The following is a 17,923-nucleotide window of genomic DNA, read 5'->3' on the forward strand; positions in this document are numbered from 1 at the left end:
GATATCAGGTGTGGCCGATCCGGGGATCGTCGTAATAATCATTGACTTGTTTGGGGTTGATGTCGCCTTCACCGGTGTCGCCGAGAAGGGTGATGGAAATATCGCGTTCCATCTGTCCCGTGGCGGTCTTCGTTTCGGTATAGACATTCAGGAAGCTGAGCCCGCCGATCTGCGATTGCGGGCTTCGCAGCATGGTCAGCAGTGCGGTTTCTCCATCTGCTTCCTGCGCATCCCGTTCGCGGGCAGTGGCGGTATTGATGCAACTGTGGCGTACGACATTGCCGACGCTGCCGATCTCATGGCTTTGCGCACCATCATAGATGCTGGTGGTGTGGATCACCTCCTGCGGGCCATCGGCATGCATGGTGATCTTGGTGCCATCGCCCAGCACCACAGAACGCCGCGATGTTTCCCAGTCCTTGATGTGCTTGCCATTCAGGTTCTCATGCGGGTCGCCCCACATCTCAGCCGCCATGCCATCGCTCCCCGTATAGCTGACGGTGATCGTATGGCCGTCCAGCTTCACCCGCCATTGCCCGCTGCGGGTCAGATAGGTCAGCGTGCCATCGGCATTGCGGGTCAACCCGTCCTGCGGATCCGGCGTGGTGCTACAAACGGCGTCGGTTTGCGCTGGTGCCGCTGGCACGGCAATGGCGGCGCGGACGACATCCTTGTCCTGCCGACCCAGCAATTGCGGGGTTGAGATGCGCGGCGCCGGGGTACCATCCGCAGCGGCAGCCTCGGTGTAGAAATTGATCAATTGCATCATATATGTGCGGCTCAGCGGATCGAGCCGGGTCGCCGGAAATTGCAAAGTGTCCAACTGCGCGGTTTCCCCGTCATATTCCGCCGCATCGCGACTGCGTGCGATGGCGGCATCGCTGCTGTCATGCATCACCGTATGGGTCAGTACATCCACCTCGCGGCTGGTCGCCCCGTCATAGATGCTGACACGCAGCAATTGCTGGCTCTGCCCCCGCATGGTCAGCTTGGCGCCGCCCGGCAGGGTGATGCTGCGCCGGTCGCCGGCCCATGTCCGCAGCACCCGCCCGCCCAGCACCTCGCAGGTGCCATGCGAAGCATAGCGGAAATCCTCGGTCGTCGTCTGCGTCACCGGGGCCTGAATGGTCAGCACGCCATTGTGGATGCGGATCCGATGGCCGTCGCCGGTCTGATAGGTGATTGCCGATCCCGGTGCAGGCGCGGGAGTAGGGGCTGGATTCGCCGGATCGCAAAAGGCGACCGCTGGTGGTGTCGGCGCCGGCGTTACCGGCGTGGGGGTTGGCGTCGGGATGGGTGCCGGCTTGTCATTGCCGCAGCCAACCAGCGACAGCGTCGCCGCGAATCCAGCAACGCCGGCGAGAATCCGGCCGCGCGCAGCCGTATGGATCCATTTCCGATAATTCATCATGCCATCCCCAAATTTGCAATTGCCAAAGGGGTAAGCGGACAAACTCCGGAAAACGGATCACGGAAAATTTCGGCTCTCTGATGCGGAAAGGCCACAGAGCCGTTGGTTTGAATTCATCAAACCTAAGCGAAACTACCTATGCAATTGAGAATAGGCATATTTGCTGGAGTCTCATTTGGTATTAGATGAAATCAAACTGGATCACATGGCGGACATTTCAACAAACTTCGGAAACATAACCGTAATTTTCCCGAAAGACTGTCACAGATCTGCCCTCTAGGCGACCAAAAGCTGTCTCAATTGGTTTCTAGCGAAACCGGACCGAGAACATTGAGGGTCTGAGTACATGAAAGCGAGATATCTGCTGGCCGCCAGCGCCTTGGGCCTGGCGACGACGGCGCATGCCCAGTCGACGGGTTCGATCGATTTCGAAGAAAACGTCATCGTCGTCAGCGGCGGCATCAATCGCAACGGCGTCGAAGGCATTGTCGTTCCCGACACGTCCAAGGCTCGTCAGGTCCTGACCAATGAGCAGCTGGGCCGCAACAACCCCGGCCAGACGGTGCTGGACAGCATCAACATCGTGCCCGGCGTGAACTTCACCAACAATGATGCCTATGGCTCAGGCGGCGGGCAGCTGACCATCCGTGGCTTCTCTTCCGATCGTGTCAGCCTGACGGTCGATGGTATCCCGCTGAACGATTCCGGCAACTACGCCATCTACTCCAACCAGCAGATGGATCCGGAAGTCATCGAGCAGGTCAACGTCAACCTCGGCTCGACCGACGTCGACAGCCCGACGGCTTCGGCCAGCGGATCGACCGTGAATTACCGCATGCGCACCCCCGGCGAAGAAGCCGGCGTGGTCGCCTCAGCCTCTGTCGGTGACTACAACTATCGCCGCTTCTTCGGCATGATCGACACTGGTGCGATGACACCGTTCGACACGCGCGGCTTCGTCGCGGTCAGCAAGACCAAATACGACAATCCGTTCAACAATTATGGCACGAACGACAAGTTCCAGCTCAACGCAAAGATCTGGCAGCCGATTGGCAATGAAGGCGACTTCATCTCCATTTCCGGCCATTACAATGAAAACCGCAACAATTTCTTCGGTTCTCTGCCGCTGCGTCTGGATGCCAATCGCGTCGCCGGCCCGAATTCCAGCAACCGCTTCCCGATCACCCGCGATGAACGTTTCTATGACGTACCCGCATGCGAGGTGAACACCTTCGACACGCCCGGCATTCCGGGTGAGGCGGATAAGCCCAACGGCTGCGGCACCCAGTTCGATCGTCGTTACAACCCGTCGAACACCGGCAATATCCGCGGTGCCTCGCTGTTCCACCTCAGCGACAACATCACCCTGTCGATCGATCCCAGCTATCAATATGTGAAGGCCAATGGCGGCGGCACTGTTACCGCCCGCGAAGGCCTGTCCAGAGGTCTGAGCGGTTTCATCGGCGGCAGCCCCTATTTTGGCATGGACCTGAATGGTGACGGCGATCTGCTCGACGAAGTCACGCTGCTGGCACCCAGCCAGACGCAGACCCACCGTTTCGGCGTGATCAGCAACCTGCGCTGGGATTTCTCGGAAACCCAGTCTGTTCGTCTGGCCTATACCTTCGACCATGCCCGCCATCGCCAGACCGGCGAAGTCGGCCTGCTGCTGCCGAATGGTGAGCCGCTGGATGTGTTCGCCTCCAACGTTCCGTTGCTGGACGTCACCGGCGCGCCGCTGCAGAAGCGTGACCGTCTGTCCTATGCGATCCTGCATCAGGTTTCCGGTGAGTATCGCGGTTCTTTCATGAATGAAGCGCTGCAGGTCAACGCCGGCCTGCGCGCGCCGTTCTTCACCCGCGATCTGCAGAACAACTGCTTCACCACCAGCGACAGCGGCTTCGTCGACTGCTTCGGCGCCGGCGATCCGCGCAATGCCGAATATGCTGCGGCCAACCCCACGGTGCAGGGCCCGCAGGAACGCCTGCTGAAGTACAACAAGGTGCTGCCATCCTTCGGCGCCACCTATGATTTCGGCAACAACATGTCGGCCTTCGTCAATTATTCGAAGGGTCTGCAGGTTCCGGGCACCGACGCACTCTACAACTCGTTCTTCTTCGCTGCGGATACCGCATCGGCTCAGCCGGAACCGGAAACCACTGACAATATCGATCTTGGGGTGCGTTACACCTCTTCGATGATCCAGGCACAGCTGGTCGGCTGGTACACCAAATATACCAATCGTCTGGCGTCGGCCTATGATCCCGACACGGATCGCAACGTCTATCGCAACCTGGGCGTCGTGGACAAATACGGTATCGACGGCAGCATCGCCTTCCAGCCGATCCCGCAGTTCATGATCTATGCCTTCGGCTCCTACATGAAGTCCGAAATCAAGGACGACGTGCAGAGCGGCGCATGCTCGACGGCCCAGGTCACCGGCGGCGTCTATGGTTGCACCACCCAGGGTCAGCCGCTCTTCGTTGCCACCGCCGGCAATCGCGAAAGCGGCGCCCCGGAATATTCCTACGGCGTGCAGGCCCGTGCCTTCCTGGGTCCGGTGGACTTCGGTGCCACGGCCAAGCGGACCGGCGGTCGTTATCTCTACGACACCAACCTGCCCATGTATGGCGGCACCGCCGCTGCACCGGTGGAAATCTATGGCGCGCAGACTCCGGCCTTCTGGCTGGTCAATTTGGATGCACGAGTGAAGATGGATTGGGCCGGTCTGAACGACCGCACCTTCCTGCAGTTCAACATCTACAACGTGTTCGATCAGCTTTATGTCGGCAGCGTCCCCACCGGTCTGAACCAGGGGAATGTGATCGGCGCCGGGCAGATCGGCGGCACACCGGGATCGGCGCCTTTCGCGCAGATCGGTGCTCCGCGGACCTTCTCCGCCACGATCAATGTCGCTTTCTGATAACTGAAACGATGATGTGCGAATGGCGGCCCGCAAGGGTCGCCATTCCTCATTTCTGCAGGACCAAAACCATGTCTATCCGCCGTCCTTCCTCGCATGCGCGCGCTGTCACCCTTTCTGCCATGCTCGGCGCCCTGCTGGCGGGATGCGCAGCGACACCGCCGGTTGCAGGATCAACGGCAGGATCGGCTGGCACTGCTGCGCGGGAGATTCAGATCCTCGCGCTCAATGATTTTCACGGCAATCTCGTCGCCCCGGATGCGAAGACATCCTGGCACGATGGCACCGCCATGCAGGAAGGCCGGCTGGGCGGGGCGGCGCAGATGGGCGCCGCGCTGGCGCAACTGCGTCAGGGCATTCCGCATACGATTACCGTCGCGGCGGGCGATCTGATCGGCGCCAGCCCGCTTGAATCTGCCTATTTCCTTGATGAACCCTCGATCATGGCGCTCGGCGCGATCGGGCTGGATATCGCCGCTGTCGGCAATCACGAATTCGATCGCGGCACCGCCGAGCTGCGCCGCATGCAGGATGGCGGCTGCGCGAAAAACACACTGCGCACCCCTTGCGCGCTGGATCAGTTTGCCGGCGCCCGCTTCGATTATCTCGCCGCCAATGTGCTGGACGATCGGGGCGAAACGCTGTTTCCCGGCACGGTGATGCGCGATTTCGGCGGCGTGAAGCTGGGCTTCATCGGCATGACGCTGAAGGGTACGGACACGCTCGTCGCCCCCAGCGCCACCGCCGGCTATCGCTTCGCGGATGAGGCGGAAACCGCCAACCGCCTGGCGCAGGAACTCAAGGCGCAGGGCGCCGATGCCGTGATCCTGCTGATCCATGAAGGCGGGCGGGTCGATCCCTTCCTCAACGTCACCGGCTGCCCCTCGTTGTCCGGATCGATCGTGCCGATCCTCGACAATCTCGATCCGGCCATCGGTCTGGTCGTGTCCGGCCATACCCATGCCGCCTATGTCTGCGACCGGCCGGCCCGCGATGGCTCGCCCCGGCTGCTGACCAGCGCCGGGCGTTATGGCAATTTCGTCACCGATATCCGCCTTTCGATTGGCGGGGCCGGGCAGGCACCGCGCTTCGTTGCGCGCAATTACCCGGTCCATGCCGATGGGGCGGAACAGGCCGATGTCGCCAGCCTGGTGCGCCGCTATGTCGACGCCGCCGCGCCGATCTCCGCGCAAGTCGCGGGGCGGATCCATGGCCCACTCGAACCGCGCAAGGGCGATACCGATTATGCGCTCGCAAATCTCGTGGCTGATGCGCATCTGGCCTACACCGCCGATCCGGCGAAGGGCGGGGCGCAATTCGCCTTCATCAATTCTGGTGGCCTGCGCGGGCAGCTTGTTCCGGCTGCCGATGGCACGCTGACCTATGGCCAGATCTTCGCCTTCCAGCCTTTCGGCAATGTCCTGACCGTGCTGGAACTGACGGGCGATCAGCTGCGCCGCGTTCTGGAGCAACAGTTTACCGCAGACAGCCCGGCCATCTTCCGCCAGTCGATGCTGATCCCCTCGCACACGCTCAACTACCGCTATGATCGCAAGGCGCCGGTCGGATCGCGCGTGACGGCGATCACCCTGCAGGGCGTGCTGATCGATCCGGCGGCCCGCTATCGCGTGACGGTGAACAATTTCCTCGCCAGTGGCGGGGATGGCTTCTCGGTCCTGGCAGAAGGGCGCGTGATCACCGATGGCGCGCTCGACCTGGACGCGCTGCAGGCCTTCATTGCCCAGGGGGCGACGGTGGCCGAACTGGGCCGGGTGGTGGACGGCACCAGCACCGACTGATCATGGGGAAGGGGCCGGTCCGGTAACCGGCCCCTTTCCTATCAATGGCCGGCGCTGGTATCGATCGGTCCCTTCGGGCGCGGGGCCAGCCAGATCAGCGTTGCCGCCACTACGAAGCACAGGCTGACGGTGGCAAACATGTCCAGCGTGGCCAGCATCACGCTCTGCCGTTCCACCAGTCCCGCCAGTGAAGCGGTGGCCATTTCGGGTGACGCACCGCTCGCGATCATCCCGTCCAGCGTCGTCTGGCCCTGCTGCATCGCCCCGGCCAGCTCGGTCTGGTTTTCCCGCGTCGCATTGGCCCAGCCGGTCTGCACCACCGACATCGCCAGCGCGCCGGCCAGCGTGCGCATGAAATTGGACATACCGGCTGCATTGGCCTGTTGTTCGGGCGGCACGGTCGCGATCGCCAGGCCGGTGATCGGCACGAAGAACATCACCATGAATGGCCCGGTCAGCAGCGTGGGCCAGGCCATCTGCAGGAATGTCGCATCGGTGTTGAAACCCATGCGCCAGACATTCATCACCGCCAGGCCCAACAGGCCGACGCAGATGATGAGGCGTGGATCGAATGTCTCGGTCGCCTTGCCCACGATGGGTGCGGACAGAATGGCGAGAATGCCCATGATCCCGGTCGCATAGCCGGCCCAGGTCGCGGTATAGCCCATGTTCTGCTGCAGCCAGAGCGGCAGCAGCACGATGATCGCGGAAAATGCCGCAAACCCGGCCGCATAGGTACACACCGCCACCACAAAGCCGCGATGGCGGAAAATCCGCAGATCCACGATCGGGTTCTTTTCGGTCAATTCCCAGATCAGGAAGGCGACGAAACCGATCGCGGCGATGATCGCCATGATGCACACCATGGGGGATGCAAACCAGTCATGGTTGCGTCCTTCGTCCAGCACGATCTGCAGCGACCCTACCCACACCACCAGCAGCGCCAGCCCGATCTTGTCGATCGACGCGCCAACGGTCGGATCCTTGCGGCCCTTGAGGAAATAGAGCGTGGCAAAGCCGCCCGCCAGGGCCACCGGCACATTGATCAGGAAGATCCAGTGCCAGCCGATGCTGTCGCTGATGATCCCGCCCAGAATGGGCCCGGCCACCGGCCCGATCAGCGTCGTCATTGCCCAGATCACCGTCGCCAGCGTCGCCTGTTCCCTGGGGAAAATCCGCAGCAGCAGCATCTGCGACAATGGCATGATCAGCCCGCCGAACAGGCCAAGCATGACCCGCATGCCGATCAGCATGCCCAGGGAAAACGAAAGGCCGCACAGCAGGGAAAAGATCGCAAACGCGAAATAGCAGGTGATGAACACCCGCTGCGCCCCGAACCGGCTGGCCAGCCAGCCGGTCAGCGGCACAGTGATCGCTTCGGCCACTGCATAGGATGTGATCACCCATGTGCCCTGGGATGTCGAAACCCCCAGCGATCCCGAAATCGTCGGGACGGACACATTGGCGATCGTGGTGTCGAGCACCACCAGGAAATTGGCGGCGGCGATGGCCAGCGCGGCCATGATCAGCCGCCCACCGGTCAGCGGGGCGGGCTCATCCGCGATGGTTCCGGCGATACTCGCCATGCTCGGTCTCCGCCGCCGCTCAGTTGGTCAGGTCGATATCGGCCGTCATCGACAGGCCGACCTGCAGCGGGTGTTCCGCCAGCTGCCCGGGATCGATCGCAATCCGGATGGGCAGGCGCTGGACCACCTTGATCCAGTTGCCGGTGGCATTCTGCGCCGGCACCACGGCAAAGGCTGCGCCCGTCCCGCCGGAAAAGCCCACGACCTTGCCGGTGAAGACGACATCGCTGCCATAGAGATCGGACGTCAGCCGCACATTCTGCCCGGGGCGGACATGCTTGAGCTGCACTTCCTTGAAATTCGCGTCGACATAGGCGGCGTGCAGCGGCACCACGGCCATCAGCGACTGGCCAGACTGGACCCGCTGGCCCACCTGCACGCTGCGCTTGGCCACCACGCCATCCACCGGCGCGCGCACCACCGTGCGCTCCAGATTGACGCGCGCCTGTTCTACCTCGGCCTGCGCGGCCAGCACTTCGGGATTGGTGTCCGGCGTGGTGTTGGCGATCAGCGCGCTGTTCGCGTCGCGATCCCCCACCGCGCTCTGGCGGTTGGCGGCGGCCTGCGCGCGCGATGCTTCGGCCATTTTCATGTTGGATCGTGCGGTGTTGAAGGCATTGCGGGCCGCTGTCAGCTCGTCACCCGAAACCGAACCCGATGCCACCAGCGCTTCCCGCCGCTGCAGATCGACCCGGGCCTTTTCCAACTCGCTCTGCGCGGCGGCCACCTGTGCCTCGGCCCGCGCCTGGTCTGCAGCGCGCGATGCGATCTGCGCGCCCAGGCCATTGCCCGTCGCGATCAGTCCGCGCACCCGCCGCTGCGTCAGCGCCAGCTGCGCCTCGGCGCGGGCCAGCGCCAGCCTTGCATCCACATCGTCAATTCGCAGCAGCACCTGCCCGCGCTTAACCGCCTGGGTATCGTCCACCAGCACTTCGATTACGGCCCCGCCGATCTGTGGCGTGACCTGGGCGATATTGGCCCCGACATAGGCATTGTCGGTCACCGCATGGCGCGATGCGATGAAGTGGTCATAGGCGAAATAGCCGCCCCCCAGCAGCAGCACGGCGGCGGCCAGGCCCAGGAAGCCCTTCTTGCGGCTGCTCTTGCTGTTGTCGTCGGCGGCGTCGATGGCCGGGCTGTCCGCATGGTCGGCGGTGATGGTGGTCATGGGGGTATCCTTCAGGAACGGTAACCGCCGCCGAGCGCGCGGATGAGCGCGATCTCGAGGCTGAATGCACGGGTTTGCAGGGAAGCGACGTCGCGCCGGGCCGCGATCAGCGCGTCCTCGGCAGTCAGAACATTCAGATAGCTGGCCAGGCCGCCGCGATAGCGGTTGTTGGCGACTGTCCAGGCCGCCTGCGCCGCATCCGCCGCCGCCTGGGCTTTCTCCAACCGCTGATCCAGCGCGCGGCGGCTGGTCGCGGCATCGGCCACCTGGCGCAGGGCCTGCACCAGCACGCCGTCATACTGGCCCACGGCTGCAAAATAATCGGCTTCGGCTGCACGATATTGCCCGCGCAACCGCCCGCCGTCGAAAATCGGCAGGGTCAGGGCGGGGGCCGCCGATCCGAAGTCCGATCCGCTCTTGAACACATTGCCCAGGCCCAGGCCCTGCAGGCCGATCAGCGCGGTCAGATTGATGTTGGGGTAAAAGGCCGCCTCCGCCTGGTCGATCCGGCTGCTCGCCGCCTCGGCCCGCATCCGCGCGGCAATGATGTCCGGTCTACGGCCCAGCAGCTCGGCGGGGATATTGGCCGGCAATCCGAAATCGCGGGTCAGGGCATTGCCCGGTCGCGCGATCGATCGCCCCCGGTCCGGCCCGGCGCCCATCAGCGCGGCCAGTCCGTTCTGGCTCAGCTCGATGTTTTCATTCAGCGCCAGCAACTGCCCCTGCGCCGTCGCCAGCACAGACCGGGCCTGCGCTACGGCGCCGCTGTTCTCCAGCCCCTCACGCTCGCGCTCGGCCAGCAGTTCCACCGTGCGCGATCGCACGGTCACGGCCTTCTCGGCCGCATCGCGTTCGAAATAGAGGCCTGACAGGCCGGCATAACCATCGGCAATCCCGGCGGCGATCGTCAGCCGCGCCGCAGCGGCCTCCGCCTGCGCTGCGGAGGCTTCCAGCTTCGCCGCGTTCAGCGCCGCACGGTTCTTGCCCCAGAAATCCAGGTCCCAGCTCAGATTGGCGGAAACCTGGCCATAGTCGGGCCAGCCTCTTGGGGCGAAACCGGCCGGCACCAGATAGTTCTCGCTCTGCTGGGTTACCCCGGCCTGGGCTCCCGCGCTCACGCTGGGCAGCAGGCCGCTGCGCGATTGGGTAATCAGTGCCTGCGCCCGCGCCAGTCGCGCTTCTGCCACGCGCAGATCGCTCGCCCCGGCCAGCCCTTCCTCGATCAGCCCGGTCAGCTGCGGGTCGCCAAATGCGCTCCACCAGCCATCGGATGGCCAGGGCGTCTCTGTCGCCGCGAAGCTTTGCGCGGCGGCATGGCTGTCTGCCTGCGCCATGCTGGGCAAAGCGCTCGCTTCCGGCAGTGTGGCGCAACTGGAAAGCAGGATCGCCCACGCCGACACAGCGGCAAGGGCCATCATCCTTCGTTCTGCGCAGGGCAATGGGCGCACCGAGTCCTCCTAAACTGAACAGTACGGTCACCTAAGAGCGGGGGATTGCGTCGTCAACGGAAAAGCGTACAGTGCGGTTCAGTAATGGAGATGGATATGCGGGTTAAGACCGACGCAAAACGCGCGGCGATCATCGCAGTGGCGACTGACCTGTTTCGGGAAGTCGGCTATGAACGCGCCAGCATGGCAGAAATCGCCACCCGCGTCGGCGGGTCGAAGGCGACACTGTACAACTACTTCCCCTCGAAGGAGGAACTCTTCGCCGTCGCCATGATGGATGCGATGGAAGAACGGGGCGAAGAGCTCAGCGCACTGCTCGATTCCAGCCATGATGACGTCCGGCAGGTGCTGACCAGTTTCGGCATGGCCTATCTCCCCTTCATCACCGCGCCCGATGCCCTGGCCATGATGCGCACCGCCGTTGCCGAAGGGGCCAATAGCGAACTGGGTCGGGACATGTATCGCCGGGGTCCGAAACGCGGCTGGCTGATCGTGGCCGACTACCTGGCCCGGCTGCAGCAGCGCGGCGTGCTGGACAATACCGACCCGGCCGTGATGGGTGCCCATCTCAAGGCCTTGTTCGAAGCCGGCACGCTGGAACCCCGGCTGTTCGGCGCAGAACCGGAATTTTCCGTTGACCAGGCGGTCTCATGCGCAGTCAGCGCGTTCCTGCGCGTATACAGCGCGCGCGAATGATCGGGTCTGGCGTGCCGGAATCGCCACCTGCCCAATCGCTGCTGGCCCAATCCCTCTTTCCTCCACGGGCAAAAACCGCGTAAGGCGCCGGCAACATGATGGATCCTGCTGACGACCTCTTGCCCGAAGGGCTCGAAGACCGCCTGCCGCAGTCTGCGGCCGCTGCCACGCGCATCGAAAACGCCGCGCTCGCGGCCATGGACGCGCATGGCTATGACCGGGTCCGCCCGCCGCTGGTCGAATTCGAAAAATCCATGGCCAAACGCATGGATGGCCTGCTGACCCGCAACATGTTCCGCTTCGTCGATCCGCGCAGCCTGCGCATGCTCGCCCTGCGGTCTGACATGACGGTCCAGGTCGGCCGCATCGCTGCCACTGGCCTTGCCGCCGTGCCGCGCCCGCTGCGGCTCTGCTATGCCGGGCTGGTCGCACGGATGACGGGCGACATGCTCGATCCCCGGCGCGAAAACCTGCAACTGGGCGCCGAACTGATCGGCAGCGACGGCGCCAATGCGGCGGCGGAGATCGTCGAACTGGCCATCGCCACGCTGGAGGCTGCGGGCGCCCGCGGCATCTCGGTCGATTTCACCCTGCCGGATCTGGTCGATACGCTGGCCGCGCAGGAATTCCCGCTCGACGCCGGCCAGGTGGCCGCCGTCCGGCGTGAATTGGACGCCAAGGATGCCGGCGCATTGGTCGCGGCCGGCGGCGAAGCCTATCTGCCGCTGCTCTATGCCAGCGGCCCGGTGGAGGATGCCTTGGCGAAACTGGCCACGATCGATGCCGGCGGCGTGCTCGCCAGCCGGATCGACGCGCTGCGCCAGATCGCCGCGCGCGTGGATGGACGCGCCCGGCTGACGCTCGACCCGACCGAACGCCACGGCTTTGAATATCAGAGCTGGTTCGGCTTCACCCTCTATGCCGACGGCGTACGCGGCGCGCTGGGTCGGGGCGGCACCTACACCATCGGCGGCACGGAAGAACCAGCCACCGGCTTCTCGCTCTATCCCGAACGGCTGATCGACATCGTCAGCAGCGATGAGCCCGGCCGCCCGGCGCTGTTCCTGCCGATCACCCACGACCGCGATACTGCCCGCCGCCTGCGCGCAGAAGGCTGGCGCACGGTCGGCGCGCTGACCGAAAGCGACGACCCGGCCAAACTGGGCTGCACCCACCGCCTGGTCGGCGACGCGGTCGAGGCGATCTGAGACAGGCGTGATTGAGCAGCGCCTTTCGGGCTTTCCTGAAAGCCACTAACCCCGCTCATCCTGAGTTCATCGAAGGATAAGGCAAACCCTCAGCGGTCAGCCTCTCGCCGCCTTTCCGCGCACCACGCAGCGGAACCCGATATGGCTGGTGCTGCTGTCCACCGCCTGCGGCTGGCGCGCGGCGGGGCGGTAGCGTTGGCAATAGCTTTCGGCGCACAGATGCGATCCGCCCTTCAGCACGCGGCGCGGGATGCGGGTGGGTTCGGCGGGGTCGAAGCTACCGCCTCTGGTGCCGCCGCGTGGATTGTCGGGCACGCAGCAACTGCCGCGCGTCTTGCGATGCGGGCGGGGCAGGGCGTACCAGTCGCCGGTCCATTCCCACACATTGCCGATCATGTCCCACAGCCCGTGGCCATTGGCGGGGTAATGGCGCACGGGTGATGTCCGCTCCCATCCGTCCAGCAGGCTGTTGCCATGGGGAAAGGGGCCTTGCCAGTAATTGGCCAGCATCGCGCCGCCAGGCGCCAGTTCATCGCCCCAGGCATAATCGCTGTCGGCCAGCCCGCCGCGCGCGGCATATTCCCATTCCGCTTCGCTCGGCAGGCTCTTGCCCGCCCAATCGGCATAGGCCTTCGCATCGGCCCAGGCGACATGCACCACCGGGTGGTTCTCCAGCCCGGTCAGATCGCTGCCAGCGCCGGTCGGCGCGCGCCAGCTGGCGCCGGGGGCAAATTCCCACCAGCTGACCTGATGCAGCGGCACCGGCCCGTCACTGGGGCGGAACACCAGCGATCCGGCCACGGCCAGTTCCGGCGGCATGCCGGGGTAATCGCGCGGGTCCGGCGCAATTTCGGCCAGGGTGACATGGCCGGTGGCGGCGACGAATTCGGCAAAGCGGGCATTGGTCACCGGCACGTCGTCGATCCAGAAGGGATCGACCTGCACCGCGCGGGCAGGGGCCTCTTCGGGATAGAACCGGTCTGACCCCATGATGAAACGCCCACCCGGCAGGTGCACCATGCCGGATGTCAAACCAGGGCCCGCTGTCCCGCTCACGGTGCGGCGTTCCCTTCTCGCCAGCCGCGCGGATTGCTCGCTGCTGCCGCGCGGAAGCTTTCCAGCTGGCTGCGCAGTCGCGCCGTGTCCTGCGGGTGGCGGGCGCTCAGATCGTGGGATTCATTGTCGCGCTGCAGATCATAGAGGGAGGGCACGGCGTTATAGGGCACATCGCCCCCGGCCCCGAGCGGGGAGACATTGGGCACGATATCGTGAAACTTGAACCGGCGATCGCGAATGCCATCGAACTGTCCGGACCAGGTGGTTAGGTAATAAAGAAAATCATGCGGCGTTTCTCCACCACCCAGAAGGCCCCGCGCATCGCGCCCGTCGATCGTGCGGTCGGGCGGCAGGGGGATGCCCGCTGCCGCCAGGATGGAGGGGAAGACATCGATATTCATCGCCATTTCCCGGCTTTCCGTACCCGGTTTCGTCACCCCGGGCCAGATCACGAAGGCCGGCACCCGCTGGCCGCCTTCCCAGGTTTCGCCCTTGCGCCCGCGCAGATCGCCGGCACTGCCGCCGTAATCGCCGCCATTGTCGCTGGTGACGATGATGATGGTGTTGTCATCCACCTTCAACTCTCGCAGCACATCGAGCAGGCGGCCGACATTGCTGTCCAGATCCTCGATCACATCGCCATAGACCCCGCCTTCGGAGACTCCCGAATGCTTCGGATTGGGGTGATGCGGCAGATGCGGCGCGGTATAGGGCACATAGGCGAAGAACGGACCACCGGCATGGGCGCGCAGGAACGCCACCGCCTCATCCGTGATCCGTTCGGTCAGCGTCGCCTGGTCGGTCTGGTCCGCCGGCGTATCCACCGCATTGCCGCGCCACAGCGTCGCGGGGTTCATGTCATTGCTGTAGAGGATGCCGAAATAATCGCGGAAACCGAAATCGGTCGGCCGATGGCCGGGCTGATCACCCAGATGCCATTTGCCGAAGGCGCCGGTGGCATAGCCGGCCCGGGCCAGCACTTCGGGCAGCAACACCTCATCCTGCGGCAGGGCATTGGCCCAGCCCATGCTGCGGCGGATGGTGGCCATGGGGCTGCCGGTGGGGAAATAGACATGGTTGGATGCATGCGCGCGGCTGGGATAGCGCCCGGTCAGCAACGCCGCGCGCGACGGGGTGCAGACGGGGGATGCGGAATAGAATTGTTCCAGCTTCACCCCCTGCTGCGCCAGCGCATCGATGCGCGGCGTGCGGATCAGCTGATTGCCGTAGGATGACAAATCACCATAACCCAGATCATCGAACAGGATCACCAAGACATTGGGCACCCGGCCGGAAACCGGCTGGATGGAATCGAGATAGGCCTGCTTTTCCGCCAGATGTTCCGGCGCAGGTTCCGCATGCAGCGCGGCGGCGCGCGCGATGGATCCATTGGCCTGCAGCTGCAGGGCGATCCGCGCCTCCCCCGATGCGGGCACCGGAACGCGCTCGACGGCGGTGGTCAGTCTCAGCTGGCCGGCGATCACCGGCGTTTCCCCCTCCGGCAGATCGGGCAGGCGGAATGTGCCGTCCGCTGCCGAAACCGCGCTGCGCAGGGCTTCGGGCGCCTGCACCCGTACCCCGGCCAGCGGCTTGCCATCAGGGCCGGTAACCTGGCCGACGATGTCCCCGGCCAGCGCCGAAGTGCCGGCCAGCAACAGCGCCAGGCCGGACAGCATGGTGCGTGTGTGACGTAGGGGGATGGGGGGGATGGGGCGCATGGACATGTCCTCAGTTGCAAAGGCTGGCGATGGGGAAGGGGTCAGAGCGCAAAGCGCACCCCGGCAAAGACGCGGCGACCGGCATCGATGTAGCTGGCGGGCAGGCCGCCTTCATATTGGATGCTTTCGTCGGTATCGAGAATGTTTACCGCCTCGAACACCAGCGACACGCCATTGGTGAAGCGGATGTTGATGCTGCCATCCAGCGTGCCGAAAGCCTTGGTATATTGGTTCATCGCCGGGGCCGCCGCGACCGTGGACAGGAACCCGCTGCGCCAGGAATAGGACAGGCGCAGGCCCACCGGGCCTTTCTCGTAATAGCCGGTGGCATTGAAATTGTGCTTCGATGCCGCCGTCAGCTGGGTTGGGTCGCTGTTGTCGATGAAGGTGTAATTCAGCACGGTGCCCAGCCCGTCGAAGGGTTCGGGCAGGCTGCGGAACGCCTGCTGGTAATAGACTTCCACCCCCTTCACATTCACGCCCGAACCATTGACCAGCCGGCTGACCGCGAAATCCAGCGATGCCTGCTGCTGCGAACCGTCAGACCGGATGTAGGTCACAGGCAGTGTTTCCACCCTGGTATCGGTGCGGATCAGCGAGGCGATATCCTTGTAGAATGCCGCTGCGCCCAGCAGGCCGTCGCGGCTGAAATACCATTCTGCCGTCAGATCCAGATTGTTGGCCCGGAACGGATCGAGATAGGGGTTGTTGCGCGTGACCGTCAGCGCGGTGCCGCTGGCCGTGGTGTTGGGGGAGATATCGCCCAGATTGGGCCGCGACATGGTGCGCGATGCGGACAGGCGCAGCTGCACATCGTCCGATGCCTCGAACTTCAGATTCAGGCTTGGGAGGAAATCGGTATAGCCCCGGCTGACGGTCAGCGGTTCGGCCGCCGGTACGCGGGTGATCCCGCCCGCATCGGGCAGCACGGTGATGCCGTTCAGATCGGGGCTGACCCCGGTGGTCTGCTGATTGGTGCGCACCACGCGCAGGCCGATATTGCCGCTCAGCCGCCCGAAAGCCAGATCGCCCCGCACATAGCCGGCCCAGGTCTGTTCGGCGACATCGGTGATGCCGCTGGCATCATTGGTGATCACCCCGGCGGTAATCAGCTCCTCATCGCTGAATTGCGACACGAAGGCGCGGGTATCCGATGCCAGCCAACTGGTCGGGAACAGCGCCGGTCCGTTGTAACTGCCCAGAAACTGCCCGCTGCCAGCCTCCCGCAGCTTCATGAAGGGAGCGGCGCTGAACGATCCGGCGATCGGCCCGGCGGGCAGTCCGCCATAGAGCGCGGATACGCCGGCGGCCGAAACGGTCAGCCGTTCATTGTCCTGATGGATCGCCCGATCGACATAATGCCCGCCGAACCGGATGGCGGTCAGCCCGCGTGTGCCGAATTCCCGTGCGACATCGGCCCGGACGTCCCACACCTCGTCCGAACTGTCGCGGTTGAATTCGCCGTTGAGGCTGGCCACACGGAAGCTCGCCGGATCGAGCCGCGCCGCATCGAAACCATTGTAATAAATCGTGCTGCCGACCTTGTCCCCTGGGCGGGCGGTATATTCCGCCTCCCCATTGGCGATGGTGGCGATGTTCAGATTGTCGCGATGCTGGGCGGACCGGGCGTAGGACGCATCCAGTTTCGCGGTCCAGCCGTCAGCCTCATAGTCCGCGCCGCCGACCAGCGAATAGATATAGCCATTGCGGTGTTCGTAACGCCCGCCGCCGCGATTATCGAGATCGGCCACCCGCAACCTTGTGGTGGTGGGCAGACCGTCGATGTCCTGCGCCTCGGCACTGATAACCGTGCTGGCATTGTTGAAGATCTGCAGGTTTTCATTGGTGATCGCGGTGACATTGAGTTTGCTGTAAAACCCGTCCAGCGACAGGGTCAGCGCATCACTGGCCTTGAACTGCAGCGAGGAAATCGCGCTGATCCGTTCATTATCCTCTTCATAATTATAGACATAGGTCTGCAACGGAATTCGCACGCGCAGATTGGGATCGATCACCCCATCGCCGTTCAGATCATCCGGCCCGCGCCCGGCGCCGGCGGGAATGCCGCCCCCTTCGGTCAGCGTGGTGTAGAATGCCCCGGCCGTGTGGGTTTCCGGCTTGCGCCTGGTGTAGGACAGCCCGGCCGAAAACCCGATCCGCCCATCGGCAAACACATCGGAATAGAACGCGGATGCACGCGGCGCGAACTTGCCCGAATTGCTTTCATACTCACCCTGCGCAGAGGCGGCGAGCACCCGCCGCCCGGTATCGAACGGGCGCGGGGTGGTGACATCGACCGTGCCCGACAGCCCGCCTTCTTCCAGATCGGCGGTCGGCGATTTGTAAACCGACAGCAGGCGGATGAATTCGGGCGGCAAAATGGTGAAATCGAACGTCCGGCTGGAGGCGCTGTCTGCATTGGAAAGCGCGTTGGGCAGCAGCCGGCCGTTGAAGGTGCCGAGGGTAAAATTGGCCGGCAGCCCGCGAATATTGACCGTGCGTCCTTCACCCCGGGTACGGTTGATCTGCACGCCGGTAATGCGCTGTACGGATTCGGCCACATTCACATCGGGGAAGCGGCCGACATCTTCGGCGCTGATGACATCGACCACGCTGTCGGCCCGCCGCTTCACGTTGATTGCCCGGTCGAGCCCGGCACGGATGCCGGTGACGACAATCGCTTCGACAGGAGCTTCATCGCCGGCATCGACCGGTTTTTCCGCTGTTGCAGTGGCATCCTGCGCCGCGGCGCTGGTGGTGATGAATGCGCCGCTGGCAAGCGCCAGGGCAGAACACCATGCGGTGCCCGTGATTGACCGGATCATGACTCGTCGTTTCCCCAACAGATGCTTCAAGGCTGTTCGCAAACAGGCTGAAACCTCCGGTGGTCCGGTAGGCATCGCGCACGAA

The 17,923-nt window shown here is 64.1% G+C and carries 11 protein-coding genes; 4 read left to right on the forward strand and 7 right to left on the reverse strand.

Annotated elements, in window-relative coordinates; translation table 11 throughout:
- Positions 1-4: 4 nt before the first annotated feature.
- Positions 5-1,411 carry a hypothetical protein gene (locus tag GRI97_RS18400; RefSeq protein WP_202392693.1) on the reverse strand — a complete coding sequence of 469 codons (1,407 nt, stop codon included), beginning with the start codon at positions 1,409-1,411 and terminating at the stop codon, positions 5-7.
- 346 nt (positions 1,412-1,757) lie between these two features.
- Here GRI97_RS18400 and GRI97_RS09790 point away from each other — a divergent pair, with 346 nt between their 5' ends.
- Together GRI97_RS09790 and GRI97_RS09795 are read left to right on the forward strand one after the other, a co-directional pair.
- A complete protein-coding gene (locus GRI97_RS09790; protein ID WP_161391013.1) occupies positions 1,758-4,334 on the forward strand; it encodes a TonB-dependent receptor in 2,577 nt (858 codons plus the stop codon).
- 71 nt (positions 4,335-4,405) lie between these two features.
- Positions 4,406-6,133, forward strand: a complete 1,728-nt coding sequence (locus GRI97_RS09795) for a bifunctional metallophosphatase/5'-nucleotidase (protein WP_161391014.1) — start codon at positions 4,406-4,408, stop codon at positions 6,131-6,133.
- Positions 6,134-6,174: 41 nt separating this feature from the next.
- Here GRI97_RS09795 and GRI97_RS09800 read toward each other — a convergent pair whose 3' ends face one another.
- The 3 genes from GRI97_RS09800 to GRI97_RS09810 are packed head-to-tail and all read right to left on the reverse strand — an operon-like array spanning position 6,175 to position 10,302.
- On the reverse strand, positions 6,175-7,719 hold the full coding sequence (locus GRI97_RS09800) for a DHA2 family efflux MFS transporter permease subunit (RefSeq protein ID WP_161391015.1): 1,545 nt from the start codon (positions 7,717-7,719) through the stop codon (positions 6,175-6,177).
- Between the two features lie 19 nt (positions 7,720-7,738).
- Positions 7,739-8,887 carry an HlyD family secretion protein gene (locus GRI97_RS09805; RefSeq protein WP_161391016.1) on the reverse strand — a complete coding sequence of 383 codons (1,149 nt, stop codon included), beginning with the start codon at positions 8,885-8,887 and terminating at the stop codon, positions 7,739-7,741.
- Positions 8,888-8,898: 11 nt separating this feature from the next.
- Positions 8,899-10,302, reverse strand: a complete 1,404-nt coding sequence (locus tag GRI97_RS09810) for an efflux transporter outer membrane subunit (protein ID WP_235917753.1) — start codon at positions 10,300-10,302, stop codon at positions 8,899-8,901.
- 129 nt (positions 10,303-10,431) lie between these two features.
- Between GRI97_RS09810 and GRI97_RS09815 the strand changes: the two genes are divergently transcribed.
- Both GRI97_RS09815 and GRI97_RS09820 read left to right on the forward strand, forming a co-directional pair.
- On the forward strand, positions 10,432-11,031 hold the full coding sequence (locus GRI97_RS09815) for a TetR/AcrR family transcriptional regulator (protein ID WP_161391018.1): 600 nt from the start codon (positions 10,432-10,434) through the stop codon (positions 11,029-11,031).
- 95 nt (positions 11,032-11,126) lie between these two features.
- A complete protein-coding gene (locus GRI97_RS09820; protein WP_377019540.1) occupies positions 11,127-12,239 on the forward strand; it encodes an ATP phosphoribosyltransferase regulatory subunit in 1,113 nt (370 codons plus the stop codon).
- Positions 12,240-12,335: 96 nt separating this feature from the next.
- On the opposite strand, the gene GRI97_RS09825 is transcribed toward GRI97_RS09820, so the two are convergent.
- From GRI97_RS09825 to GRI97_RS09835, 3 genes are read right to left on the reverse strand one after another with little or no spacing between them, the layout of a single operon-like run.
- Positions 12,336-13,259 carry a formylglycine-generating enzyme family protein gene (locus GRI97_RS09825; protein ID WP_161391727.1) on the reverse strand — a complete coding sequence of 308 codons (924 nt, stop codon included), beginning with the start codon at positions 13,257-13,259 and terminating at the stop codon, positions 12,336-12,338.
- Positions 13,260-13,291: 32 nt separating this feature from the next.
- Entirely contained in the window at positions 13,292-15,013 is a 1,722-nt protein-coding gene (locus GRI97_RS09830; protein WP_161391019.1) for a sulfatase-like hydrolase/transferase, read from the reverse strand.
- Positions 15,014-15,054: 41 nt separating this feature from the next.
- On the reverse strand, positions 15,055-17,838 hold the full coding sequence (locus tag GRI97_RS09835; RefSeq protein ID WP_161391020.1) for a TonB-dependent receptor: 2,784 nt from the start codon (positions 17,836-17,838) through the stop codon (positions 15,055-15,057).
- Between the last annotated feature and the right edge of the window lie 85 nt (positions 17,839-17,923).

It is taken from the genome of Croceibacterium xixiisoli, from assembly GCF_009827305.1.
Taxonomy (GTDB): Bacteria; Pseudomonadota; Alphaproteobacteria; order Sphingomonadales; family Sphingomonadaceae; genus Croceibacterium_C; species Croceibacterium_C xixiisoli.